This window comes from Micromonospora sp. DT201, from assembly GCF_049841575.1.
Classification (GTDB): Bacteria; Actinomycetota; Actinomycetes; order Mycobacteriales; family Micromonosporaceae; genus Micromonospora.
The window spans coordinates 134,018-159,030 of sequence record NZ_JBNCKP010000014.1 but is presented as its reverse complement, the minus strand read 5'-3'; the positions used below and the strand labels follow the sequence as shown (position 1 = coordinate 159,030).

Annotated in this window: 17 protein-coding genes and 1 pseudogene; 16 read left to right on the top strand and 2 right to left on the bottom strand. The window is 68.3% G+C overall.

What is annotated here, in order from left to right:
- The first annotated feature begins 16 nt into the window (after window positions 1-16).
- Window positions 17-1,402, top strand: coding sequence for an RICIN domain-containing protein (locus tag ACLQ28_RS22260; RefSeq protein ID WP_425688203.1), 1,386 nt, complete (start codon window positions 17-19; stop codon window positions 1,400-1,402).
- An 80-nt stretch (window positions 1,403-1,482) separates the two neighbouring features.
- Here the strand turns inward: ACLQ28_RS22260 and ACLQ28_RS22255 are convergent, their stop codons facing one another.
- Complete coding sequence (locus ACLQ28_RS22255) at window positions 1,483-2,253, bottom strand: FadR/GntR family transcriptional regulator (protein ID WP_425688202.1); 771 nt, start codon at window positions 2,251-2,253, stop codon at window positions 1,483-1,485.
- A 147-nt stretch (window positions 2,254-2,400) separates the two neighbouring features.
- Here ACLQ28_RS22255 and ACLQ28_RS22250 point away from each other — a divergent pair, with 147 nt between their 5' ends.
- The 7 genes from ACLQ28_RS22250 (at window position 2,401) to ACLQ28_RS22220 (ending at window position 9,594) form a co-directional block, all read left to right on the top strand.
- A complete protein-coding gene (locus ACLQ28_RS22250) occupies window positions 2,401-3,663 on the top strand; it encodes an ABC transporter substrate-binding protein (RefSeq protein ID WP_425688201.1) in 1,263 nt (420 codons plus the stop codon).
- Window positions 3,664-3,667: 4 nt separating this feature from the next.
- A complete protein-coding gene (locus tag ACLQ28_RS22245) occupies window positions 3,668-4,648 on the top strand; it encodes a carbohydrate ABC transporter permease (protein WP_425688200.1) in 981 nt (326 codons plus the stop codon).
- Window positions 4,648-5,475, top strand: a complete 828-nt coding sequence (locus ACLQ28_RS22240) for a carbohydrate ABC transporter permease (protein ID WP_425688199.1) — start codon at window positions 4,648-4,650, stop codon at window positions 5,473-5,475. Before ACLQ28_RS22245 ends, ACLQ28_RS22240 begins: the two co-directional genes overlap by 1 nt.
- Before the next feature lies 1 nt (window position 5,476).
- On the top strand, window positions 5,477-6,700 hold the full coding sequence (locus ACLQ28_RS22235) for a mandelate racemase/muconate lactonizing enzyme family protein (RefSeq protein WP_425688198.1): 1,224 nt from the start codon (window positions 5,477-5,479) through the stop codon (window positions 6,698-6,700).
- A gap of 106 nt (window positions 6,701-6,806) precedes the next feature.
- Window positions 6,807-7,832 (top strand): zinc-dependent alcohol dehydrogenase, encoded by a 1,026-nt coding sequence (locus ACLQ28_RS22230; RefSeq protein ID WP_425688197.1) that lies wholly within the window; start codon window positions 6,807-6,809, stop codon window positions 7,830-7,832.
- Window positions 7,829-8,590 (top strand): 2-dehydro-3-deoxy-D-gluconate 5-dehydrogenase KduD, encoded by a 762-nt coding sequence (kduD, locus tag ACLQ28_RS22225; protein ID WP_425688196.1) that lies wholly within the window; start codon window positions 7,829-7,831, stop codon window positions 8,588-8,590. Before ACLQ28_RS22230 ends, kduD begins: the two co-directional genes overlap by 4 nt.
- Window positions 8,587-9,594, top strand: coding sequence for an aldo/keto reductase (locus tag ACLQ28_RS22220; RefSeq protein ID WP_425688195.1), 1,008 nt, complete (start codon window positions 8,587-8,589; stop codon window positions 9,592-9,594). Before kduD ends, ACLQ28_RS22220 begins: the two co-directional genes overlap by 4 nt.
- Window positions 9,595-9,672: 78 nt before the next feature.
- Here ACLQ28_RS22220 and ACLQ28_RS22215 read toward each other — a convergent pair whose 3' ends face one another.
- A complete protein-coding gene (locus ACLQ28_RS22215; RefSeq protein ID WP_425688194.1) occupies window positions 9,673-13,221 on the bottom strand; it encodes a ThuA domain-containing protein in 3,549 nt (1,182 codons plus the stop codon).
- A gap of 525 nt (window positions 13,222-13,746) precedes the next feature.
- Here ACLQ28_RS22215 and ACLQ28_RS22210 point away from each other — a divergent pair.
- The 8 genes and pseudogenes from ACLQ28_RS22210 to ACLQ28_RS22175 all read left to right on the top strand — a co-directional run bounded on the left by ACLQ28_RS22210 (window position 13,747) and on the right by ACLQ28_RS22175 (window position 24,874).
- Window positions 13,747-15,258: a sugar ABC transporter ATP-binding protein gene (locus ACLQ28_RS22210; RefSeq protein WP_425688193.1), complete on the top strand. Its 1,512-nt coding sequence runs from the start codon at window positions 13,747-13,749 to the stop codon at window positions 15,256-15,258.
- A 173-nt stretch (window positions 15,259-15,431) separates the two neighbouring features.
- Window positions 15,432-16,406, top strand: a complete 975-nt coding sequence (locus tag ACLQ28_RS22205) for an ABC transporter permease (RefSeq protein ID WP_425688192.1) — start codon at window positions 15,432-15,434, stop codon at window positions 16,404-16,406.
- A 2-nt stretch (window positions 16,407-16,408) separates the two neighbouring features.
- Entirely contained in the window at window positions 16,409-17,392 is a 984-nt protein-coding gene (locus tag ACLQ28_RS22200; protein ID WP_425688191.1) for an ABC transporter permease, read from the top strand.
- A 12-nt stretch (window positions 17,393-17,404) separates the two neighbouring features.
- Window positions 17,405-18,586 (top strand): substrate-binding domain-containing protein, encoded by a 1,182-nt coding sequence (locus tag ACLQ28_RS22195; RefSeq protein ID WP_425688190.1) that lies wholly within the window; start codon window positions 17,405-17,407, stop codon window positions 18,584-18,586.
- A gap of 7 nt (window positions 18,587-18,593) precedes the next feature.
- Window positions 18,594-19,445 (top strand): sugar phosphate isomerase/epimerase family protein, encoded by an 852-nt coding sequence (locus tag ACLQ28_RS22190; RefSeq protein ID WP_425688189.1) that lies wholly within the window; start codon window positions 18,594-18,596, stop codon window positions 19,443-19,445.
- A gap of 71 nt (window positions 19,446-19,516) precedes the next feature.
- A complete protein-coding gene (locus ACLQ28_RS22185; protein WP_425688188.1) occupies window positions 19,517-21,913 on the top strand; it encodes a ricin-type beta-trefoil lectin domain protein in 2,397 nt (798 codons plus the stop codon).
- A 583-nt stretch (window positions 21,914-22,496) separates the two neighbouring features.
- Window positions 22,497-23,981, top strand: a pseudogene (locus tag ACLQ28_RS22180) (family 43 glycosylhydrolase); the annotation flags it as partial.
- A gap of 221 nt (window positions 23,982-24,202) precedes the next feature.
- Complete coding sequence (locus ACLQ28_RS22175) at window positions 24,203-24,874, top strand: hypothetical protein (RefSeq protein WP_425688187.1); 672 nt, start codon at window positions 24,203-24,205, stop codon at window positions 24,872-24,874.
- The last annotated feature ends 139 nt before the right edge of the window (window positions 24,875-25,013 follow it).

Here is a 25,013-nt window from a genome sequence, read left to right as displayed (position 1 = left end):
ATCGAAGGAGCGGACCATGAAGGTCATCGGTGAGGCTCGTCCCGCCTCTCCACAGAGACGTCGCTGGCGGTCAGGTCTGGCCGCCGCGGCGGCCGCGGTCCTGGCAGCCGGCACGCTCGTCGTGGTCAACGCGGCACCTGCGGCTGCGGCGACGGTGGACACCAGCGCGTGGTACGTGCTCGTCAACCGCAACAGCGGCAAGGCACTGGACCTGTACGGCTCGGCCACCAACGACGGCGCACGGGTCAGCCAGTGGACGCGGAACAACGGCGCGAACCAGCAGTGGCAGTTCGTCGACTCGGGGGGTGGCTTCTACCGGCTGAAGTCCCGGCACTCGGGCAAGGTGCTCGACGTCAGCAACTTCTCGACCGCCGACGGCGGCGCGATCGTGCAGTGGTCCGACCTCAACGGGACGAACCAGCAGTTTCGGCTGGCCGACTCGGACGGCGGCCACGTCCGGCTGATCAGTCGGCACAGCGGCAAGGTCGTGGAGGTGCAGGGCGCTTCCACCGCCGACGGCGGCAACATCGTGCAGTACTCCGACCGGAACGGCACCAACCAGCAGTGGCAGCTCGTTCGCACCGACGGCGGTAACCCGCCTCCGTCGGGTGGCAGCGGTTGCGGCAAGGCGCCGACGCTGTCCAGCGGCACGCACACGATTCAGAGCAACGGGAAGAGCCGCTCCTTCATCCTGCGGGTGCCCGCCAACTACAACAACAACAATCCGTACCGGCTGATCTTCGCGTTCCACTGGCGAGGCGGCACCATGCAGGAAATCTCCTCCGGCGGCACCAGCGGGACCGCGTGGTCCTACTACGGGCAGCAGGAGCAGTCGAACAACAGCGCGATCCTGGTGGCGCCCCAGGGGTTCGGCAACGGTTGGGGAAACTCCGGCGGTGAGGACATCACCTTCGTCGACGACCTGATCAGCCGGATCGAGGGTGGCCTCTGCGTCAACCCGAGGCAGCGCTTCGCCCTCGGCTTCAGCTGGGGTGGCGGCATGAGCTACGCCATCGCTTGTGCGCGGCCCACCGTCTTCCGGGCCGTCGCGGTCATCTCCGGCGCCCAGATCAGCGGGTGCAGCGGCGGCACGCAGCCCATCGCGTACTTCGGGCTGCACGGCATCTCGGACAACGTCCTGAACATCTCCCAGGGGCGCTCGCTGCGCGACACGTTCGTCCGAAACAACGGCTGCACCGCCCAGAACCCGCCCGAGCCGGGGGCCGGTAGCCGGGCGCACATCACGACCGCCTACTCGGGCTGCAGGGCCGGTTACCCGGTGCAGTGGGCGGCGTACGACAACGGTCACATGCCCGGTCCGGTGGACGGCACCTACGCCGAGAGCGGCATCACGACCTGGACGAAGGGCGAGATCTGGAGGTTCTTCGCGCAGTTCTCCTGACCCCCGGTCGCTGGCGAGGCCGGCGCCGACGTCGGGCGGCAGCGCCTGCTTCCGTACCTGGGAGTGGGCGTTGCCGGCCGTCAGCGCTGAAGACGAACCGGCTCGCCGGAACCGCTGCGGCGGACCAGCCAGGCCTCGGTGATGTGGGTGAACATCGCCTCGGCGGCGCCGTTGGAGTCGTGGGCGGCGATGCGCTCGTAGATGCGTCGGTGGCCCTGGTTGGACGCCACGCACAACGTGCGTTCGGTCCGGCCCATGTAGCGGGCGGTGTTGATGACCTGGCTCTCCAGCGCGCGCACGACGCCACGAGCGATGCGGTTCCCGGATGCCTGCATGATCGTGTCATGGAAGGCCCGGTCGTGGTCGTGGTAGGTGACCTGGTCATCGACGAGCTCGTCCATCCGGTCCACCATGGCCCGCAGTCGATCGACGGTCTCGGCGTCGGCGAGGCGGGCGGCGACATTCGCCATGTCGGATTCCAGGACGCGCCGGGTGACGACCAGGTCGTCGAGGATGGCGAGGCTGTCGTCCACGGCGATTGTGGCCGCGAGGACGAGTTCGTCGAGCATGTCCCAGTGTGACGGTGGGGTGACCATCGTGCCAGCGCCTTGGCGGACCTGCACCAGCCCCTTCTCCTGAAGGATCTTCACTGCTTCCCGAACGACGGTCCGGCTCACGCCGAAGGTCTCGCAGAGGATCGGCTCGGGGGGCAGGGACGTCCCGGACGGGTGTACCTCACGGACGATGCGCTCCACCAGTTCGGCGGTGACCGCCCTGGCGAGGTTGGTCGGCCGACGCACCCACGACGGGGTTGTCGGGCTGTTCAGGGCCGTTTCCTGCGGTGGCGTCATGTCCCCTCCGAATGGCTCGCCGTGGCACGACGTCTGGCTCAGTGTACGGCCGAGTGTTGACGTCACACGTCATACGAGTTACCTTCCGGTCAACATTTGGCTCGCGGGGTACCCGCCGGCCATCCCCCCATATAGAGGTGACAACTGATGAGACAGCGCGCAATTTGGTCGGCCGTCCTCGTTGTGGGCCTGGCCCTGGCCGGCTGTGGTAGTGCTAGCGATTCGGGCAAGTCAACCAGCTCGGACGGCAAGTTGGTGGTGTGGGACTGGAAGTCTGGCGAGCCGTTCGCCAAATCCTATCTGGAGAAGGCTAAGGCCGACTTCAAGAAGAAGCACTCCGACGTCGAGGTCGAATTCGTCGCGCAGCCCTTCGACCAGTACTACACGCTGCTCGGTGCGGCGATCCAGTCCGGCAAGGGCCCGGACGTCATGCTGTTCAACGGTGGCGGCCAGATCCGCGACCGGGTGGACGCGCTGGTGCCCCTCGACGAGTACGTGGCCGAGGACAAGCAGCGGTTGGCCGGCTGGGAGGCGTTCGGCAAGGACGGCAAGATCTACGCCACCCCGGTGACGCTGCAGGGTTACCCCATCTACTACAACAAGGCGATCTACCAGAAGGCGAACCTCGACCCGGCGAGCCCGGCCACCACGTGGGACAAGTTCGTCGCCGACTGCGACGCCATCGCCAAGGCCGGCGCCAAGTGCTTCGCCCTCGGCAACAAGGAGGGCGTCGGCATCCAGTTCTGGCTCTCCAGCCTGGGCTCGACCACCCTCACCGCTGCCGAGTACGACGCCTGGATCGCCGGCAAGCGCGACTGGAGTTCGGCCAACGTCAAGCGGATCTTCCAGCTCTGGAAGGAGGCCGGCGACAAGAAGATGAACAGCGACGGGGCCAACTCGACCGCCATGTTCAACGACTCCTTCGCGCTCTTCCAGTCCGGTAAGGCCGCCCACGTCATGGGTCTGATGTCGGACGTGGGGCACTGGCAGGACTTCAACGAGTTCCTGACCCCGGAGAAGGTCGGCGTCATGAAGGCCCCGGTCATCACCCCCGGCACCACCCCGAGCCTCGCGTACGACGGTGGCATCGGCTACGCGGTCGCCAAGTGGACGAAGGACCCGAAGCTCGCCGCCGACCTGGCGCGCTCCCTGAGCTCGGCTGAGGCGTTGAAGGCCTTCTACGCCGACGCCGGCGCGATCGCCGCCGACACCACCATCGACGTGTCGCAGGCCGGGCCGGCCGTCGCCACGATCGTCAGCGAGCTGAAGAGCGGCAAGCCCGCTCTGCACGTGGCGCTGTCCTCGAAGACGCTGGACCTGATGGGGCGCCTCTCCCAGCAGCTGCTCAGCGGTTCGATCACCGTCGACGAGGTGGTGAAGCAGTTGGCCGCTTCCGACCAGGCGGGCTGACCTCGTGCCGATCGGAAACACGCAACCGTCGGTCCGTCCGGCTTCGGCCGGACGGGCCGGCGGGGCGGCGGTCACATCCTCCGCACGTCGGAAAGGCGCGCGTCCCCGTCGCGCCGGCGGCGGCCTGCGGGCCGAACGCTACGCCCCCTACGTTCTGGTCGCTCCGGCCGTCCTGGTCATCGTGCTGCTGCGGCTCTACCCGCTGCTCCTCGGAGTCAACTTCTCCTTTACCGGCGACGGTGAGCAGAACGGGGCGGCGGTCGGGTTCGGCAACTACCGTGAGCTGTTCGCGGACCCACTGTTCCAGACCGCGCTGAGCAACGTCGGGCTGCTGGTGCTCCTGCTCCCGGTGGCGGTGGCGATCCCCGGTCTGCTCGCGACGTTCATCTACCTCCGGGTGCCCGGTCACCGCTTCTACCGCAGCGTCTACTTCTTTCCGGCGGTGCTCTCACCGGTCATCGTCGGTGCGATCTTCAACCTGCTGCTCGCCTTCGACGGCCCGCTCAACGCCGTCCTCGGCTCGGTCGGCGTCGGTCCGGTGGACTGGCTCGGTGACCCGGACATCGCCATGTTCATGGTGGTGGGCGTGCACATCTGGGCCACCTTCGGGATGGCACTGGTGGTGTTCCTCGCCGGTTTCGCCACGCTGGACGCCGCGCTCCTGGACGCCGCCCGGGTGGACGGGGCGACGCTCCGCCAGGTCGTCTGGCACGTGATCATCCCGAGCCTCTCGCGCACCATCCAGTTCGTCTTCGTGACAACGATGATCGGGATGCTGACCTCGATGTTCGGGCTGCTCTACGTCATGACCAGCGGTGGGCCGGAGGGGGCGACGTACCTGCCGGAGTTCTACATCTGGAAGCAGCAGGGCCAGATGAACCGTCCGGCTCTCGCGTCGGCCGCCTCGACGATCCTCTTCATGATCATGCTCATCGTGGGGCTATTGCAGATCAAGCTGCTCGAACGATCCGGAAAGGAGGATTGATGTCTCGCCTCCGCCTGGGACGGTGGCTGATCGCCATCCCCATGTCGCTGCTCGCCCTGGCGACGATCTACCCCCTGCTGTTCACCGCGAACGTCGCGATGAAGACCCGGCGTGACTACATCCTCGACCGGTTCGGCCTGACCGACGCGCTGCGCTGGGAGAACATCAGCACGGCGTGGAACAGCGTCGGGATGGGCCGCTACTTCGCCAACTCGCTGTTCGTGGTGACGGTGTCGGTGTTGTTGCTGCTGCTGTTCGGGTCGATGGCCGGCTTCGCCCTGAGTCAGCTGCGGTTCCGGGGCTCGTCGGCGTTGTTCCTGGGCTGCCTCGCGGGGCTCTTCATCCCGTTCCAGGTGGTCATGGTGCCGCTCGCCCGGATCATGGCCGACACCGCGCTCATCGACACGTACCCCGGTCTGATCCTGGTCTACGTGGCCCAGTTCCTGCCCTTCACGGTCTTTCTCATGACGAGTTACTACAAGGGCATCCCGCCGGAGATCGTGGACGCCGCGCGGATCGACGGCAACACCGTGTACGGCGTGTACCGCCGGATCATGCTGCCCCTGGGCAAGCCGGCGCTGCTGTCGGTCGGCATCCTCAACGCCCTGTTCTGCTGGAACGACGTCCTCATGGCGCTGGTGATGATGCCCTCGGCCGATCACCGGACGCTCATGATCGGGGTGACCTCGTTGCGTGGGCAGTACTCCGACAACATCCCTAGCTTCGCCTCCGGGGTGCTGATCGCCGCGATACCCGTCTTGTTGGTTTACCTGTTCCTCCAGCGCCAAATTGCCGACGGCGTCGCCGCCGGTTCCACGAAGGGTTGACATGCGGATCACGGGATATCGGACGCTCACCACGGTCCAGGAATGGGGGCGGCCCGTCGGCGATGCCAACGGGGTGTTCGCCGACGGGGTGGTCCCGGTCTCGCTCGTCGTCGTCGACACCGACGAGGGCATCTCGGGAGTCGGCATCGGGCCGCACGTCGAGATCGAGCGGATCTTCGCAGCCATCGAGGGTGAAGACCCCCGTGCCGTGACGTCCCTGTACGACCGCATGCTGCGGCACACCTTCAAGGCGGGCCACGCAGGGCCGGTGTTCGGGACCATCGGCGCTCTGGACACCGCACTGTGGGACATCAAGGCGCAGGCTGCCGGCGAGCCGCTGTGGCGGCTGCTGGGCGGACGCGACCGGCGGGTCAACGCCTACGCGTCCGGTCTGGACATCGGGCTCACCGACGATGAACTCGTCGCGGAGTACGAGGTCTACGCGAGCCACGGCTTGCGGGCGGCCAAGCTCAAGGGCGGCCTCGACATCGAGAGCGACCGGCACCGCCTCGGCCTGGTCAAGGAGGTCCTGACCGAGGCCGGGCACGGCCGGCGGCCGGGTCTGATGCTCGACGTCAACGAGGCGTGGACCCGCAAGCAGGCCGTCCGGCACATCTGCGAACTGGAACGCAGCCTCGACCTCATCTGGATCGAGGAGCCGGTCCGGCGTTGGGACGCCGAGGGCCTTGCCGCGGTCAGCCGAGGAGTGTGCGCGTCGGTCGCCACCGGCGAGAACCTCACCGGGCTCGAACAGTACCGTCCGCTTATCGCCGCTGGCGCGATCGACGTCGTCCAGATGGCGGCCGTCTGGGGGGTCACCCACTTCCTGCGGGCGTCCGCCCTGGCCCACGCCCACGACCTGCCGGTCAGCCCGATCGGCAACAGCCCGATCGGGCTGCTGCACGCCGCGACCTCGGTGCCGAACCACCTGACCAGCGAGTTGCAGGACCTGCACCCGCCGGTCGGTGTCTCCATCGACCTGCACGTCGAGGATGGCGCCTTCATCCTCGGCGACTCACCCGGGCTGGGGGTCCGGGTGGACGAGGAGCGGCTCCGGGCGGCCAACCGCCGCCCGCAGGCGCAGACGGCCGAGAGCCCCAACGTCCGGCCGGAGCGGGCCGGACGGCGGCTGCTGGGCGGGGTGGACGGGGTGATCCCCGCCCGCCAGGTGCCCGTCGTGCCGCTGAACTCCCGCAACGAGGTGTCGCCGACCGTACGGCACTGAGCTGACCACTAGAACAGGGCGGGCGTGGGTGCATCGCGACGGCGGTGCACCCACGACCATGCCCGGTCGGCACGACCGACGTACCGACAGTTGAGACGGAGGATCGATGAAGGCAGTCGTCTACCGGGGGGCGCGAGACCTCGGAATCGAGGATCGTGACCCGGTGCCACCGGGTCGCGGCGAGGTGCAGATCGAGGTGGCTTACACCGGCATCTGCGGCACTGACCTGCACATCTACCACGGGGACATGGACGCCCGGGTCGGTGAGTCCGCGATCATCGGGCACGAGATGTCCGGGCGGATCGCGGCCGTCGGCGAGGACGCAACCGGCTGGAGCGTCGGCCAGGCCGTCACCGTGATGCCTACCCGGCCGTGCGGACGGTGTGCGGCCTGCCAGCGTGGAAACTCCCACATCTGCCACGCCATGAACTTCCTCGGCATCGACTCACCCGGCGCCATGCAGTCCTACTGGAACGTGCCTGCGGAGCTGGTGTTGCCGCTCCCCGAGGAGTTGCCGCTCGACCACGCGGCGCTCGTCGAGCCGGTCGCGGTCGCCGTGCACGACGTCCGGCGGGGGAACGTGACCGCCGCCGACCAGGTGGTCGTGGTCGGCGGTGGCCCGGTAGGGGTCCTCATCGCCGTCGTCGCGCAGGGCTGCGGCGCGCGGGTGCTCCTCGTCGAGCCGGACCCGATCCGGCGCGAGGTGGCGGCTGGGATCGGGATCGACGTCGTCGACCCGGGAGCGACCGATCTCGTCGCACTGGTCAACGACCGCACCGACGGCGCGGGCGCCGACATCGCCTTCGAGGTGTCCGGCTCCGCGGCCGGCGTCAACACGGCGGTCGACGTCCTCACCACCCGTGGCCGGCTGGTGATGGTGGCGATCCACCCCAAGCCCCGGGAGGTCAACCTGCACCGGTTCTTCTGGCGCGAACTGGAGCTCCTCGGGGCTCGGCTCTATCAGCGCGACGACATGGTGGAGGCGATCAGGTTGGTCGCCTCCGGTGCGATCCCGGCGCGACAGCTCATCTCCCGGGTCGAATCGGTCGAGGCGGCCTCCGCCGCCTTCGAGGCACTTGAGGGTGGCGGCGTGATGAAGGTGTTGCTCGATGTGCGGGAGGGCGACAAGTGACTGCCCTGTTTGACCTGTCCGGACGGACCGCGGTCGTGACCGGGGCGCGGCGTGGCATCGGCCTCGCCATGGCCGAGGCCCTGGCCCTGGCCGGTGCCGACATCGTTGGCGTCTCCGCTCAGCTCGAGGCGGAGGGCAGCGAGGTCGAACGCCGGGTGCGGGCGGCTGGCCGCCGGTTCACCGCGCTGCGGGCGGATCTCGGCGACCGGGCGGCCGTGCACCGGTTGGCCAGCGACATCACCGATCTCGGGCCGGTCGACATTCTGGTGAACAACGGCGGCACGATCGCCCGTACACCTGCTGCGGAGCACCCGGACGAGATGTGGGACCACGTCATCGAGGTGAACCTCAGTAGCCAGTTCGTCCTGAGCCGGGAGATCGGCCGGACGATGGTCGAGCGTGGCCGAGGGAAGATCATTTTCACGGCGTCACTGTTGAGTTTTCAGGGCGGCATCACCGTTCCCGGTTACGCCGCGTCGAAGTCGGGCGTGGCCGGCCTCACCAAGGCGCTGGCGAACGAGTGGGCGGCCCACGGGGTGAACGTCAACGCCATCGCGCCCGGCTACATCGCCACCGACAACACCCAGGCGCTGCGCGACGACCCCGACCGTAACCAGGCGATCCTCGCCCGGATCCCGGCAAGCCGGTGGGGCCGTGCCGACGATCTCGGCGGAGCGACGGTGTTCCTGGCGTCGACCGCGTCGGACTACGTCAACGGCATCGTGCTGCCCGTCGACGGTGGCTGGCTGGGCCGATGAGGGAGCGCGCGCTGCCGCGTCGCCCGAAGGTGCTCGTCAGCGAGCTGGGCTTCGGCGCGGCCCAGGGTGGCAACCTGTACCGGGTGACGACGGACGAGGAGTTCGCCTCGGCTGTCGACGCGGCGTGGGAGGCGGGCGTCCGCTACTACGACACCGCGCCGCACTACGGGCTCGGGCTGTCTGAGCGCCGCCTCGGCGCCGCGCTGCGGCACCGGCCCCGCGACGAGTACGTCGTCTCGACGAAGGTCGGGCGACTCCTGATGCCGTCGCCCCAGGACGCGCACCTGCAGGACTCCGGCGGCTTCGATGTCCCCGCGAGCCACCGGCGGGTGTGGGACTTCAGCCGCGACGGCGTGCACCGCTCGATCGAGGCCAGCCTCGAGAGGACGGGACTGGACCGGATCGACATCGTCTACCTGCATGACCCCGATGACCACTGGGAGTGGGCCGCGAACGAAGCCGTACCCGCCCTGATCGATCTGCGTGATCAGGGCGTCGTGGGTGCCATCGGTGCTGGCATGAACCAGTCGGCGATGCTGGCCCGGTTCGTACGGGAGGCCGACGTCGACGTGATGATGTGCGCCGGGCGGTACACCCTGCTGGAGCAGGGTGCGGCCGACGACCTGCTGCCCGCCGCCGAGAGCCGCGGGGTGGGTGTGGTCATCGCGGGCGTCTACAACTCGGGGCTGCTGTCGCGGGACCGGCCACCGGCGGATGCCGTCTACGACTACCAGCAGGCTCCGGCAGAGTTGATCCAGCGGGCGCGGCGGATCGCCACGGTCTGCGAGACGTACGGGGTGACCCTGCCGCAGGCGGCACTCGCCTTCGTCCGCCGGCATCCGGCTGTGGTGTCGACGGTGGTCGGCGTCCGCAACGAGGCGCAGATGGCCGAGACGGTGCGACGGTCCGAGGTCACCGTGCCCGAGGAGCTGTGGGATGCCCTGGCCTCGGCCGGGCTGCTCGCCGCACCGCCCGGTCCGGACTCCGCAGCCCAACCGAACTGACACAGACGTCCCGGTCGGGACCGGCTCCGATTTCCGGACACCGGTCCCGACCGGGACGTCATCTGTTACCGCGACAGGTCACACCGCGGTGAACCGCCACTGCTGGTTGGCCGCGCTGTGGCAGGTCCACTGCAACAGTCGGGCGCCGTCGGTGGTAGCCGCGCCGTTGACGTCGACGCAGAGGCCGCTCAGCACACTCTTCACCGTGTACACGCCGGAGGTTCCCGTCGCGGTGGCGGTGAACTTCTGCTGGTTGCCGTTGTTGCAGGTGGCCTGCTGGAGGAAGGCACCCGCCGCGGTCGAACTGCCGACCACCTCGACGCACTTGCCGCTGTGCACCGCCTTGAGGTAGAGCGCACCGTTACCGGCGTCGACGGCCTGCCACCTCTGGTTGTTGGCACCGGTGGACGCCCACTGGGTGATCTGGGCGCCGTCGGCGGTGGAGACACCGCTGACGTCCATCAGCTTGTTGCTGTGCTGCGCCGTGACCGTGTAGGTCTTCCCCGCCAGGCCACCGCCGGTGCCGGTGCCGGGCGTCCCGACGCCGTTCCCGCCGAAGGTGTGCGAGTCCAGATCGAACGAGTTGCTGCTGTTCTTGAACACCATGTAGAGCGTCTGTGTCCCGCTGAGCGCGGCGACGCTCACCGGAGCCGTGGACTGGTAGTTGTCCCAGCCGCCCGTATTGGGCACCGTGGTGGTGGCCAGCAGGGTGCCGGTCGGCGAGCCGGCGCGCAGCTCGATCGAACCGCCACCGGAGGGCGACGACACCCGGTAGCTGACCGTCGAGATGCCCGACAGGCTCATCGGGCTGAACGCGATCCAGTCGTTGGTGGAGATGTCGCCGACCCGCTTGGTGCTCTCCGCCGCCGCCTGGTCGACGACGCGGATGCCGGACTGGCTGCTGAAGTACTCGGACTGCTTGTGCTTCGGCTGGAGGATCGCCTGGGCGGTCCCGGTGAGCGGGGCCGCGCCCCCCGCACCGCCGCTGTCGGTGTAGCGGGCGTTCAGCACGTAGAACAGGTTGGCGCCGTCCGGGTGCCCACCGAGCAGGTCGGTGGAGATGGTGCCCGAGCAGCCCGGGTACTCGGTGGTCTCGTGGGCGTGGTCGTCGTGACCCAGCGCCGGGTTGAGGAACACCTTCGAGCAGTCGACAGTGCCGCCGTCCGGATCGGTGACGGTGATCTGGTATGGCACCTTGTCACCGAAGGTGAGCATGCCGCCGTTGCCCGGTGTGGTGATGGTGAGCACCGGCGCGCTGTTGCCGACGGTGATCTGGACGTTGGCGAAGCCCGTCTTACCGGTGCTGTCGGTGACCTTCAACTGGGCGGTGTAGTTGCCGTTGGCGGTGTACACCTTCGACGGGTTGGCCGCGGTGGAGGTCGTGCCGTCGCCGAACGTCCACTGGTAGCTCAGCGTGTTGCCGTCCGGGTCGGACGTGCCCGCACTGCTGAACTGGACGGTCAGCGGTGACTTGCCGCTGGTGGGCGTGCCGGTGGCCTTGGCGATCGGGGACCGGCCGCCCTGGATGTAGTCGATCCGGTAGAGCCCGGAGTCGCTGTTGCCGCCGCCGAAGTTGGTGCCCCACTCCAGCAGGTAGAGCGAGCCGTCCTTGCCGAACTCCATGTCCATCGGCTTGTTGAAGCCAACGCCCGGCAGGAACGCGTTGGTGCGGGTCACCGCCGAGGAGGAGTCGAAGTGCACCTCCTTGACGTAGTTGCGCGCCCACTCGTAGAAGAAGTGCACGCCGTCGTAGTAGGCGGGGAACTTCGTCTGGGACGGGTTCGACGCGTCGTAGCGGTAGACCGGGCCGCCCATCGGCGCGGAGCCGCCGGAGCCGAGCTCCGGGAAGGTCGTCGAGGCGGGGTAGCCATACCAGATGTTGGGCATGACGACCGGCTTCAGGTTGACCAGACCGGTGTTGTTCGGCGAATTGTTAACAGGTGCCGAACAGTTGAACTTCGCGCCGACCACGCCGGTGTCCGGGTTGTACGGAGCGTAGGGCTGGTTGTTGCCGTGGCAGAACGGCCAGCCGTAGTTGCCGGGCGTCTTGATCACGTTCAGCTCGACCAGGCCCTCCGGGCCACGGTTGGTGGTCGGCGGGTTGCGGTCCGGTCCGTAGTCGGCCAGGTAGACCCAGCCGTTGGCGGGGTCGATCGAGAACCGGAACGGGTTGCGGAAGCCCATCGCGTAGATTTCCGGCTTGGTCTGCGCGGTGCCCTGGGGGTAGAGGTTGCCGGTCGGGACGGTGTAGCCGCCGCTGGCCCCGGGGCGGATGCGCAGCAGCTTGCCACGCAGGTCGTTGGTGTTGCCCGCGCTGCGGGCGGCGTCCAGGTTGGACTTGCCCGAGCGCCAGTCCAGCGGGGCGTAGCCCTGCCAGTTGGGGTCGAGGTTCGGGGGCGTGTCGTCGCCGGTGCCGATGAAGAGGTTGCCGTCCGGACCGAACTCGATGTAACCGCCGGTGTGGCCGGGCTCCGGGAACGTCCGGTCCCGGTACGCCGGGATGTCGATGATCGTCACGCCGCTGGACATGTTCAACGTGTCACCGCTGACGGTGTAGCGGGAGACGCGGTTGACGTCGGTCGAGCTGCTCGCCGGCGAGTGGTACAGATACACGTACCCGTTGGTGGCGAAGTTGGGGTCCAGCGCCATGCCGGTGAGGCCGTCCTCGCCGCCGGTGTAGACGCTCAGCGTGCCGGCGGTCACCGTGCTGTTGGTGGAGGGCTTGAAGATCTTCAGCTGCCCGCCGCGCTGGGCGTAGAACACCCGTCCGTCCGGGGCCACCGCCATCGCCATCGGGTCGACGGTGTTGTCGTCCAAGGTGCGCTTCTCGAAGTTGCTCCAGACGGTGCCGCCGCAGTCACCGGCGACGTTACCGGCGGCCCACTTCACGCCACCGAGCACGTGGTTGCGGAAGTTCGTCTCGCTGTAGGAGTCGATCGCGTGGCCCATCGCGGTGGCCCACACCCGCCCGCCGGCGGTGTTGCGACACCAGGAGATCGGGTGGTCCGGGCCCATCGCGCGGGACCCCGGGTTGTACGTCCGCTCGTCGGCGGTCACCAGGACGTGCACCTTGCCGCGCGGGTTGGAGTCGAAGTTGTACCACTCCTCGCTGCGGTTCCAGCGATCCGGCAGACCGGCCGTCGACGGGTGCTGCTTGTCGGCGACGATCGCGGTGCCGGGCAGCACGCCGGGGGAGTGCTCCGGCATGTGGGCGCCGCCGTTGATGGTCTGGTCCCACCACGGGTACTCGGAGTCGATGCCCATGTCGGTGGCGTTGTGGATGCCGACGATGCCCTTGCCGCTGGCGAGGTAACCCTCCACCGCCTGGCGCTGGGCCGCCGAGGTCCAGACCATGCCGGAGGTCTGGAACATGATGATCACGTCGAAGGTCGCCAGGTTGCTGGCGGTGAAGACGCTGGAGTCCTCGGTCGCCACCAGCTCGAAGTTGTTCGCCGCCGCCTGCTGCTGGAACATCGTGATCCCGGCGGGGATCGAGTCGTGCCGGTAGCCGGCGGTCTTGGTGAACAACAGGGCGCGGAAGGCCGGGGCCGCCGAGGCGGGTGGGGCGAGTCCGAGCGCCAGCAACAGGCCGGCGATCACTGAGATGAGCAATGTGTTGCGACGCATGCCGTCTCCTAGGTTGGGCGGGCAACTCCGATTGCCACCACGGGCCCCACGGCTCGTCAGGTTGTGCCTGGACGCGCGGGGGTGCACGGGGTGCGGTGGTCGGTCCTGGTGCCGTTCGCCGAAACGGCAGTCAGACCCGTAGGACGTCACACAGCGTGATGATCGCTGTAGATCTCGTCCGGTGATCCACGAGGTCAGGATGAGCGAGAGATCAATCTATGTCAATTAACAGGATGACGTCCGGCGTCCTGCCCAAGTGACGACGGTCGTGCACGGCTCCCTTGCTGCGGCGCCGCTGTCGATCGGATGATGGCCCTGGCAATCAGCCCCGGTCGAGGATTGCGGACCCGCAACCAAACATCTATCTTCATACGTGTGATGTTTCGTCGATGTCAAGGGAATGTTCGCTACACGCAAACATAAGCCTTCGTCGATAGCTACGAAAGTTCGCAGTGCGGTGCCGCAGAACCGCCGGAACGCGGGGCTGGATCCAGTCGATAACTACTATCTGTGAGGGCTTTCGGGATGTCAGATCCGCCGCCGACGCCGCTGCTCACCCTTCGGGGCATCGGCAAGTCCTTCCTCGGGGTCCGCGTTCTCGACGGTGTCGACCTCGACGTCGCGCCGGGCGAGGTTCACGCAGTCGTTGGTGAGAACGGCGCCGGGAAGTCGACTCTCATGAAGATCGTCTCGGGCGGGTACGCCCCGGACGAGGGCACCATCGAGTTCGCCGGTGAACCGCGCGCGTTCCGTGGCCCACGCGATGCGCAGCGAGCCGGAGTCGGCATCATCCACCAGGAGTTCAACCTGCTCCCGGAGCGCACCGTCGCGGAGAACGTCTACCTGGGACACGAGCCGGTCCGTCGCGGTCTGGTCGACCGTCGGGCAATGCTCGACCGCACCAGGCGACTGCTCGACTCGATCGGGGAGACCACGTTGCCGGCCGACGCCCGGGTGGGGCAGCTCGGCGTCGCGCAGCAGCAGGTCGTCGAGATCGCCAAGGCACTCGCCCTGGACGCGCGACTGCTCATCATGGACGAGCCGACCGCCGCGCTGGCCGACCACGAGGTCGAGCTGCTCTACGGGTTGGTGCACCGACTCCAGGAGCGGGGCATCGGCCTGCTGTATGTCTCACACCGGCTCACGGAGGTCTTCGACCTGTCGAGCCGGATCACCGTCCTCAAGGACGGCCGCCGGGTCACCACCGTCGACACCGCCGACACCACCGGCGACGAGCTGGTGCGGCACATGGTCGGCCGGGCACTGTCCAGCTACTACCCGGACCGGGCCGCACCCGAGGACCGGGGTCCGGTGCGGCTCAACCTGCGCGACGTCGGAAACCGGAAGCTGCGCGACGTCAACCTCCAGTTGCGCGCCGGCGAGGTGCTCGGCATCGGCGGCCTGCAGGGCTCCGGGCGGTCCGCGCTGGCCCGTGCGATCTTCGGGGTGTCGCCCTTCACGACCGGCGACGTCACGCTCGACGACCGGCCGGTCCGACTGCGCTCACCCCGCACCGCGATGCGGGCCGGCATCGCCTACGTCACCGAGGACCGCAAGGGCGAGGGAATCGTCGGTCGGCAGTCGGTGCTCGACAACGCGCTGCTCGCCAGTCGAGCCGTCTTCGCCGCCCGGTCCGGCCGTGCGGCCCGGACCGTCCGGGTGCGCGAGTTGCTCGCCGCCGTGGAGGTCCGCGGCGCCGGCGACGACCAGGAGATCCGCTTTCTGTCCGGGGGTAACCAGCAGAAGGTCGTCCTGGCCCGATGGCTCGCGCTCAACCCGCGGATTCTGCTCTTCGACGAGCCGACCCGGGGCATCGACGTGGGCGCCAAGTCAGCCATCCACGACCTCGTTCGCCGACTCGCCCGCGACGGCGCGGCCGTGCTGATGATCTCGTCCGATCTACCGGAGCTGTTGGGGATGAGTGATCGGATCGTCGTCATGCGGGACGGCGCCGTCGCGGGTGAGCTGCCCGCCGGCGCGACCGAGGAGGAGGTCGTCGCGTTGGCGGTCGGGACCACACGGGAGATGGTCCAGTGAGCGCGAGGAGTAAGCCGGGTTTGCGAGCCCCGCAGTCGCGAACCGAGGTGGCCCAGTGAGCGCGAGGAGTAAGTCGGGTTTGCGAGCCCCGCAGTCGCGAATCGAGGTGGCCCAGTGAGCGCGAGGAGTAAGTCGGGTTTGCGAGCCCCGCAGTCGCGAACCGAGGTGGCCCAGTGAGCGCGCTGTCGCTGCTGCCGGCCCGCCGACCCGTACCGGGTGTGTTCGTGGCCCTGACCCTGACCCTGGCGATCGGCTGGCTGGTTGTCCTCATGGACGGCGGTCAGCTCTTCAACGAGTCCACGACGGTGAGTCTCCTGCACGTCGCGGCCGGCCTCGGGCTCGTCGCGGTCGGCCAGACCCTGGTCATCCTGGGCGGCTCGCTCGACCTCTCCGTGGCGTACGTGATCAGCCTCAGCACTCTCGTCGCGGCTGAGACGATGAACGGCAGCGACGGCGCGTTGCTGCCGGCGATTGGCCTGGCGCTCGCGGTCAGCGCTGGTATCGGGCTGCTCAACGGTCTCCTCGTGACCAAGCTCCGGGTCAACGCGTTCATCGCGACCCTCGGCGTCGGGCTGCTGCTCAAGGGTTATCTCGACAACGGCTACGACGGCCCGGCCGGCACCACCGCACCCACGCTCGTGCAGTCTCTCGGCTACCAGCGGATCGGCCCGGTGCCGGTGTCGTTCCTGCTGCTGGTCGCCGTGGCCGCCGCGGCCTGGTTCGCGCTCTCGAAGACCCGCTTCGGCCACCACCTGGTCGCCGTCGGTGGAGACCCGGAGGTGGCGCGGCTCTCCGGTGTCCGCAACGACCGGATCCTCGTCACCGCCCACGTGCTGTGCTCGATGTGTGCCGGGCTCGCCGGCATCTACCTCGCCAGTCGGCTCGGCTCGGGCGCGCCCCGGGTGGGCACCGAGGGCCTCTACGACCTGGAGTCGATCGCCGCGGTGGTGATCGGTGGGACCGCCCTCGCCGGTGGGCGGGGCGGCGTCATCGGCACGGTCGGGGGAGTGCTGCTGCTCGCCAGCATCGACGCGATCTTCAATCAGCTCGAGGTCGACGCCTTCTTCAAGCAGGTGATCCGGGGCGCGATCATCATCGCCGCGGTCGCCGTCTACGCCCGCAGGGCCATGCGAAAGGCGGCTGCCTAGCCATGCAGACCGTTCAGCGTCGTACGCTGCCGCTGCGTCTCCCGCGGGTTCGCCCCGGTGGTGTCCTGCCGATCCTCGCGATTCTCGCGGTGCTGTTGGTGCTCGTCGGCATCCGGCAGCCCGACTTCCTCGCCCCACCGTCGCTGATGTCGTTCCTCGGTCGTTCGGCGCCGATCATCCTGCTCGCCGCCGGCCAGTACTTCGTGATCGTCTCCGGCGAGTTCGACCTCTCGGTCGGTTCCCTGGTCACCGCGCAGGTGGTCGTCGCCGCTCGGCTGATCGACAGCGACCCGACGCGTACCTGGCCGGTGGTGCTGCTCCTGCTCGCCTTCGGAGCACTCGTCGGGCTGGTCAACGGCCTGATCACGACGCGGCTGCGGGTGCCGTCGTTCATCACCACCCTCGGCATGTTCCTGATCCTCGTCGGCGCGGTCTACCTGTGGTCCGACGGTGCCCCGAAGGGTGGGCTCTCCGAGGAGTTCCGCCGATTCGGGCGGCGGGCCTTCGAGGACGTGCCGCTGCTCGGTCGGGTGCCGTACGCGCTGTTGGTCCTTCTGGCCCTGGCGGTGGTGGCCGTGCTGCTGATGCGGTCCGACTTCGGCCGGACGCTGGTCGCCGTCGGCGACAATCCGCGCACCGCCGAGCTGAGCGGGGTGCGCGTCTGGCGTACCCGGACGATCGCCTTCATCCTCAGCGGGCTCGCCGCGGCGGCCGCGGCGATCCTCCTGGGCGGCTACAGCGGCGTGTCGTTCCAGGCCGGCGCCGGTCTGGAGTTCGGCGCGATCACCGCGGTCGTCCTCGGCGGTGTGGCGCTGGGCGGGGGTCGCGGCTCGGTCGTCGGCGCGATGCTCGGGGCGTTGACCCTCGAACTGCTCTTTGCCCTCATGAATTTCTACGGCGTCTCCGGCGCCCTCAGGTCGACCGTCCAGGGCGCGATCATTCTGCTCGCCGTGGCGGTCTCGGCAACACGTTCTTCGTCGAGATAAAGGGGAACCATAGTGCGACGTTCCATGGCGGCGTTGGCCGCTGTCACCCTGCTGTCCCTCACAGCCTGTGCCACCGACGAGCCGGCCGCGAGCCCTTCCGGCAGTGCGCCCGCCGCCGGGTCCGGCACCGGGGAGCAGTCGAAGTTCTTCGTGCAGGCCGACTATGACGCCGAGCTTTCGCTGCTGAGCGCGACCCCGACGGGTCCCGCCGACAAGCCGTGGGAGCAGGTGCTCAACCCGAAGATGGTGGACACGGCCAAGTTCAAGAAGAAGGGTCCGCACAAGATCTGCTTCTCGAACGCCGCGCTGAACAACCCCTGGCGGCAGGTCGGGTTCAAGACCATGCAGGCCGAGGTCGAGGCGCAGAAGAGTCGCATCAAGGAGTTCGTGCACGTCGACGCCGAAGGCAAGGACCAGAAGCAGATCGCGGACATCAACGACCTGCTCGGCAAGAGCTGTGACGCGCTCATCGTCTCGCCGAACACCACCGCCACGCTCACGCCGGCCGTCGAGGCGGCCTGCCAGGCCGGGCTGCCGGTCGTCGTCTTCGACCGTGGCGTCAACACCAAGTGCCCGGTGACGTTCATCAACCCCATCGGCGGTTACGGCTTCGGCCACGTCGGTGCCGAGTTCGTCAGCCAGAAGATGAAGCCCGGGGGGAAGGTCCTCGCCCTGCGGATCCTGCCCGGCGTCGACGTGCTGGAAACCCGCTGGTCGGCGGCGAAGGTGGCGTTCGACAAGGCGAAGGTCGACGTCGTGGGCGTCGAGTTCACCGACGGCGATCCGGCCAAGACCAAGAAGATCGTCGACGACTACATCCAGCGGTACGGCACGATCGACGGCGTCTGGATGGACGCCGGCGCGGTGGCCGTCGCGGCGGTCGAGGCGTTCCAGGACGCGGGTAAGCCCGTTCCGCCTATGAACGGCGAGGACCAACTCGACTTCCTGAAGATCTGGAAGGACAAGAACCTCACCGCGATCGCACCGACCTACCCGACCTACCAGTGGCGTACGCCAATCATCGCCGCACTGCGGATCCTCGACGGCGAGCAGGTGTCGAACCCGTGGAAGCTGCCGCAGCCGACCGTCACCCAGGACAACCTGGACACGTATCTCGACGCGGGCATGCCGCCGCTGCACTACGCGATGTGCGGCTGCACCGACCTGCCCGGCTACCCGCAGCGCTGGAAGTAGGGCCCTGATGTACGCCATCGGTGTCAACCCCTGGGTGTGGGCCTCGCCAGTCGACGACAAGGCCCTGGCCGAGTTGATCCCGCGGATCGCCTCGTTCGGCTTCGACGCGGTCGAGTTGCCGATTGAGCAGCCCGGCGACTGGGACCCGGTCCGCACTCGGGACCTGCTGGCCGAGCACGGCCTCGTCGCCGCCGGCGTCTGCGCGGCCTTCTCGCCGGGGCGGGATCTGGTCGACGCCGCGCCAGCGGTGGTCGAGTCGACGGTGGCGTACCTCAAGGGCTGCGTGGCGAGCGCGGCGGCCGTCGGCGCTGGATGCGTCGGCGGCCCGGTGTACGCCTCGGTCGGCCGCACCTGGCGGATGTCACCGGCGGCTCGCGCGGCCTGCTACGCGGATTTCCGGCGAGCCCTGACGCCGGTGGCCGAGCAGGCCGGCGAGTTGGGCGTGAGCATCGGTGTCGAGGCGTTGAACCGCTACGAGACGAGCGTCGTCAACACGATCGAGCAGACCGTCGAGTTGATTGACGGGCTCCCGCCGAACGTCGGCATCATGATCGATACGTATCACATGAACATCGAGGAGGCCGACCCCTACGCGGCTCTCGCTGCCGCTGGCCCGCACATCAAGCACGTGCAGGTCAGCGGCAGCAACCGGGGCGCTCCCGGTGCGGACCACTTCGACTGGCCCCGCTTCTTCGCCGTCCTGCGGGACACCGGTTACCAGGGTGCGATCTGCATCGAGTCGTTCACGGCGGAGAACGAGGCCATCGCGGTCGCCGCGGCGATCTGGCGTCCGCTGGCCCCCTCGCAGGACCGTCTCGCCACGGACGGCCTGCGCTATCTGCGGGAGATCCTCGGGTGACCGCCCCCGCTCACCCACCGCCCCGTTCCGGGGATCCGTCCGCCACCCCCTCACGTGAGGAGCACCGTCCCGTGTCCGTCTCGTCCATTCCGCCGCTGCGGCGAATGCTGGCCGGCGCCGCCGCGTCAGCGTTGACCGCCCTGGTCGCGGTGACCGCCTCGGCGTCGCCGGCGCTCGCGGCCACCACCACCCTCTACGCGTCTCCCTCCGGCACCGGCACCAGTTGCTCGGCCAGCCAACCGTGTTCGCTGACCGCCGCGCAGACCGCGGTCCGGGCAGCCAACAGCACGATGTCCGGTGACATCGTGGTGGAGTTGGCCAACGGTGCGTACCGGCTCTCGTCGCCGATGCGACTGACCGCCGCCGACTCGGGCAACAACGGCTATCAGGTGATCTGGCGGGCGGCCGCTGGCGCACGTCCGACGATCACCGGCGCCCGCGCGGTCACCGGTTGGTCGCTCGTCGACTCCGGGAAGAACATCTGGCGGGCCAACGTTCCCGCCGGGCTCGACTCCCGCCAGCTCTACGTCAACGGGGCCGTCGCCACGCGGGCACGTACCGCCGTGAACCGGTCCGACTTCACCTTCACCACCTCCGGTATGCGGTTCAGCAACAGCGCACTGAACTACCTCAACAACCTCGGCAACCAGAACCGGGTCGAGGTGGAGAGCGTCGGTTCGTTCACCGACCGGTATTCCCCGGTGCAGAGCATCAGCGGCAACTTCCTGACGATGCAGCAGCCCGCCTGGAACAACAACACCTTCGGGTTCGACACGTTGTCCCGCCCGCACCGGGCCGGCCCGTTCTATCTGGCCAACGCGTACGAGTTTCTGGACTCGGCGGGGGAGTGGTATCTGAACCCCGGCAGCGGCCAGCTCAACTACATTCCGCTCGCCGGGCAGAACATGAGCTCGGTCAGCGTGGAGCTGCCGCAACTGCAGTCCCTGGTCAACGTCGGCGGCACCCTTGACGCGCCCGCGCACCACATCTCGTTCAGCGGGATCACCTTCACCGGCACCAGTTGGCTCGGCCCGAGCAGCAGCAACGGTTTCGCCGACCAGCAGACCGGCGCGCACATCGTCGGCTCCTGGGCCCGGCCGTCCGACGCGCTGACCTCCTGCCAGGAGGGCTGCCCGCTGTTCGAGGCCACCCGCCCGAGTTGGGCCCAGATGCCGGCCGCCGTGCAGGTCTCCGCCGCCAACAACGTCACCTTCAGCGACTCGCAGTTCGTCAACCTTGGGCAGACGGCCATCGGCATCGGCAACGACGCCAACGCCCACGCCAGTGGCGTCGGTCTGGGCGCCAGCAACATCACCGTCACCCGCTCCGAGATCGCCCGCAACTCCGCCGGTGGCATCGTGGTGGGCGGCGTGCGCGCCGACGCACACCACCCGAGCGACCAGCGGATGGTCAACCGCAACGTCACCATCAGCAACAACCGGGTGCACGATCTCGGTCTGGAGTACCGGGGTGTCGTCTCGATCCTGACGACCTACGTGAACACCTCGCTGGTCTCGCACAACGAGGTCTACAACATGCCGTACACCGGCATGTCGGTCGGCTACGGCTGGGGTGCCAACGACGCCGGCGGCAGTCAGCACTACGCCAACCGTGGCCTGTACAACTACCAGCCGCGGTACTCCACGGCGACCACCGCGGCCAACAACCAGGTCATCGGTAACTACGTGCACGACGTCATGCAGCAGATGACCGACGGCGGGTGCATCTACTCGCTGTCGGCGAACCCGGGCGGGTTGATCGCCGAGAACTACTGCCTGCGGACCAACGGCTGGTTCGGGCTCTACTTCGACGAGGGCTCCCGCTATTACACCGCCCGCAACAACGTGTTCTCCTCCACCGGCACCTGGGCCACCGCGAACTACTACTACGCGGAGAACATGGGCAACTTCACCGTCACCAACAACTGGTCGACCAACGGCAGCACGAACGTGACGAACGGTGACCGCGGCAACGTCGTCAACGGCAACGTCACGGTCAGCAACGGCAACTGGCCGTCGGGCGCGCAGACGGTGATCAACACGGCCGGCGTGCAGAGCGGCGGCAGCACCAACCCGACGAATGTGCAGATCGTGGGCGGCCAGTCGGGCCGGTGCGCCGAGATCGGCAACTCCAGCACCACCAACGGCACGCAGGCCCAGATCTGGGACTGCATCAGTAACGCCACCAACCAGCGGTGGACCCACACCGCCAGCCGGCAGCTCATGGTGTACGGCACCAAGTGCCTGGACGCCTCCGGCCAGGGCGCCAGCAACGGCACCACGGTGGTGATCTGGGACTGCAACGGTCAGGCCAACCAGCAGTGGAACATCAACGCCAACGGCACGATCACGGGTGCGCAGTCGGGTCTCTGCCTCGACGCGAACGGCGCCGCGACGGCGAACGGCACGAAGTTGATCCTGTGGTCCTGCACCGGTGGCACGAACCAGCGGTGGCAGCTGCGGAGCTGACCTGAGAGCAGGACACCGACAGGTCCGGGCTGGGGCAACACGCCTCAGCCCGGACCTGTGCCGTCACGTCGCGGCGAGCGTCCTCGCCGTGTCCACGATCAGCCCCGTCGAGGCGCGGTAGCGCACGGGGATGGGGCTACGTGGCCAACCAGATGCGCGGGATGGGTGACGAGCGGGCCAACCGGCTCACTGCGGCCCTGCGCTCCTGCCTCGAAGCCTGCCGAGGCTGAGACGGAGCTGCCTCTGTGCCAGCGTCGTCTGCCTGCTGATTCATGGCCGCGCTCCCACGGGCGACACGTCCATCCATAATGGTTAGTCCCGATGTTACGGGGACACTTCGGGCGCGTTTCATCGAAGGTCTTGACAGTCATTGTTAGCGATAACACGATGGCCCTCACGCCGTCCTCACGCCGCCCTCACGCCGCCCTCGCGCTTGGAGCTCACCTTGGCCGTGTCGATCCGCTCGCGTATCCCTAGCTCCTCCCGCACGCCCGAATCCCCCGGCCAAAACAACGCAATCCACCGCGTTGTCGGGGCGTTGAAAAGGCTTCCGTCCACAGTGCGGCTACGTCGGCCTGATTCAATGTGTGCGTTCGCATTGACCGTTGTCGTTGTCAGCGCCAGCGTCGTGACCGCACCCGCTGCCGCGCACGCCGCCGAAGCATGGTCGCCCCGATCGTCGTACACCTCGACCGACACCGGCGCCGGCACGTACTCAGTGCCGCTGCTCAATGCCGACGTGCCGGACATCAGCGTGGAGCGCGTACCGGCCGCCGAGAACGACGAGGGCCGCGACATCTATTACATGATCAGCACGACGATGCACCTGAGCCCGGGCGCGCCGATCATGAAGTCGTACGACCTCGTCAACTGGGAGATCGTCAACTACGTCTTCGACCGGGCGAGCATCGGTGACGCCTTCTCGCTGCGCAACGGCCAGAACTCGTACGGCCAGGGCCAGTGGGCATCGTCGCTGCGCTACCACGACGGAATGTTCTACGTCGCCTTCAACACCAACAACCTCAACGGGGCGTACCTCTACCGCACCGACGACATCGAGAACGGCACGTGGCAGCGCACCGCCCTCGGCCGTGGCCTGCACGACCCGTCACTCTTCTTCGACGTCGATGGAACGCCGTACATCTTCTACGGCTCCGGTGGCACCAGCGCCGTACGCCTCAACGCCGATCTGACGGCCATCGCGCAGGACTACCCCAACATCTTCACGGCGAGCAACTACGCCGGGCAGCCGTTCATCGGCGGTCTGTTCGAGGGCGCGCAGTTCTACTACATCGACGGCTGGTACTACGCCGTCATCATCACCTGGCCCTCCGGGCAGGGACGCCAGGTCGTCATGTTCCGGTCGAAGGACCTGCTCGGGCGCTACACCTCCGCCGGAGGGGTGAACACCTACGAAGCGCGTGGCGTGCTCAACTCGAACGGCTTCGCGCAGGGCAGCCTGGTGCCGATCAGCCGCGCGGACGGCGGGACCGACTGGCACGGCATGTTCTTCCGCGACACGTTCCCGATCGGTCGGATCCCGGCGCTCATCCCCGCCACCTGGCAGAACGGGTGGCCGACCTTCGGCACCAACGGGGTCGTGCCGGTCAACGGCGTGTTCAACAAGCCGATTCAGCTCAGCCCGGCCGAGGAGGTCTTCGAGCGCCAGAAGGGCCTCGTCGCCTCGGACGACTTCGCCAACGACGCGCCACACAAGGCGTACCAGGACGAGCAGTGGACGGTCCCAGCGCCGCTCGACCCGGCGGAGATCGCCCCCAACGGGTCGCGGCTGGACCTGGCGTGGGAATGGAACCACGCCCCAGACAACCGGTACTGGTCGCTGACCGACCGCGACGGTTGGCTGCGGTTGACGGCCGGCAAGGTGGTCACCGGCCAGTACGTCTACACGAAGCTCTCCAACCGGGCCGAGCTGGCCTGGTTCGAAGAAGCCCGCAACACGCTCTCGCAGCGGACGTTCGGGCCACGGCAGTCGGTGGAGACCCGGATGGACATCTCCGCAATGAAGAACGGGGACGTCGCCGGCCTGGCGGCCTACAACCGCGGGTTCTCGTACGTGGCGGTCAAGCGCGTCGGTGGTGTCAACACCCTGGGTGTCGTCAACCGGTCGCAGCCGTTCGCTGTCGACCTCGACCAGTCGACGCTGGAAGCCTTCGTGCCAGGATCGACCGTGGCGTTGGGTGACGCGACCGAGGTGCACGTGAAGGCGGACCTCGACTTCTCGTCGCCGGTCGCCAGTTGTGGACGACGTTCTACTACAGCCTGGACGGGATGCAGTGGACCCGCCTGGGCAACCGCGTCGGCCCACAGTCGCTCGACGGCAGCCTCGCCCACTTCATGGGCCATCGGGTTGGTCTGTTCAACTACGCGACCCAGGAGACCGGCGGGAGCGTCGACTTCGACAACTTCCTGCTCAGCGACACGCTGACCGCGCAGTCCCGGCCGCTCGACACCACCACCCTCGACTCGGCAATCGCCCACGCGCAGACGCTCGACAGTCGGCACTACCCGGCCGACGCCTGGGCCGCGACTCAGTCGGCGCTCGCCGCGGCGACGTCAGCACGGGCCGGGCAATTCGGCACCCAGAACCAGATCGACGCCCCCGAGCGGGCACTCAGCTATCAACTGGCCCGGCTGGGCGTGCTCGCTGAACTGCCCGTCACGGTCACTGCTGGGGTGCGGTGCCTGGGTGGAAAGGCGTACGTGGCGGTGCAGGCGCGCAACGACCATGACGGATCGATCGGGATCACGGTCGAGACCCCGTACGGAAACCGATCGTTTGCGGCTGTGGCGCCGGGGGCGAATGTCTACCAGTCGTTCAACACGCGTGCGGCATCGGTGGAAGCCGGTTCTGCGACGGTCCGGGTCACCGGGGCGATCGGTGGCAGGGACGTGACCACCGTACGCACCGCGCAGCACCCCGCCGCCACCTGCGGCGGATAACGCCACCACGAGCCCTCGGCTCACCGACGACCACCACCACCGGGCGATCGGCCGCGCGGCGCGGAACAGCAGACCTGATTTCGCGCCGCCGGCCGCGGTCGAGCCGGTGGTGGTAGTCGACCCCTGATGTCCGGACCAC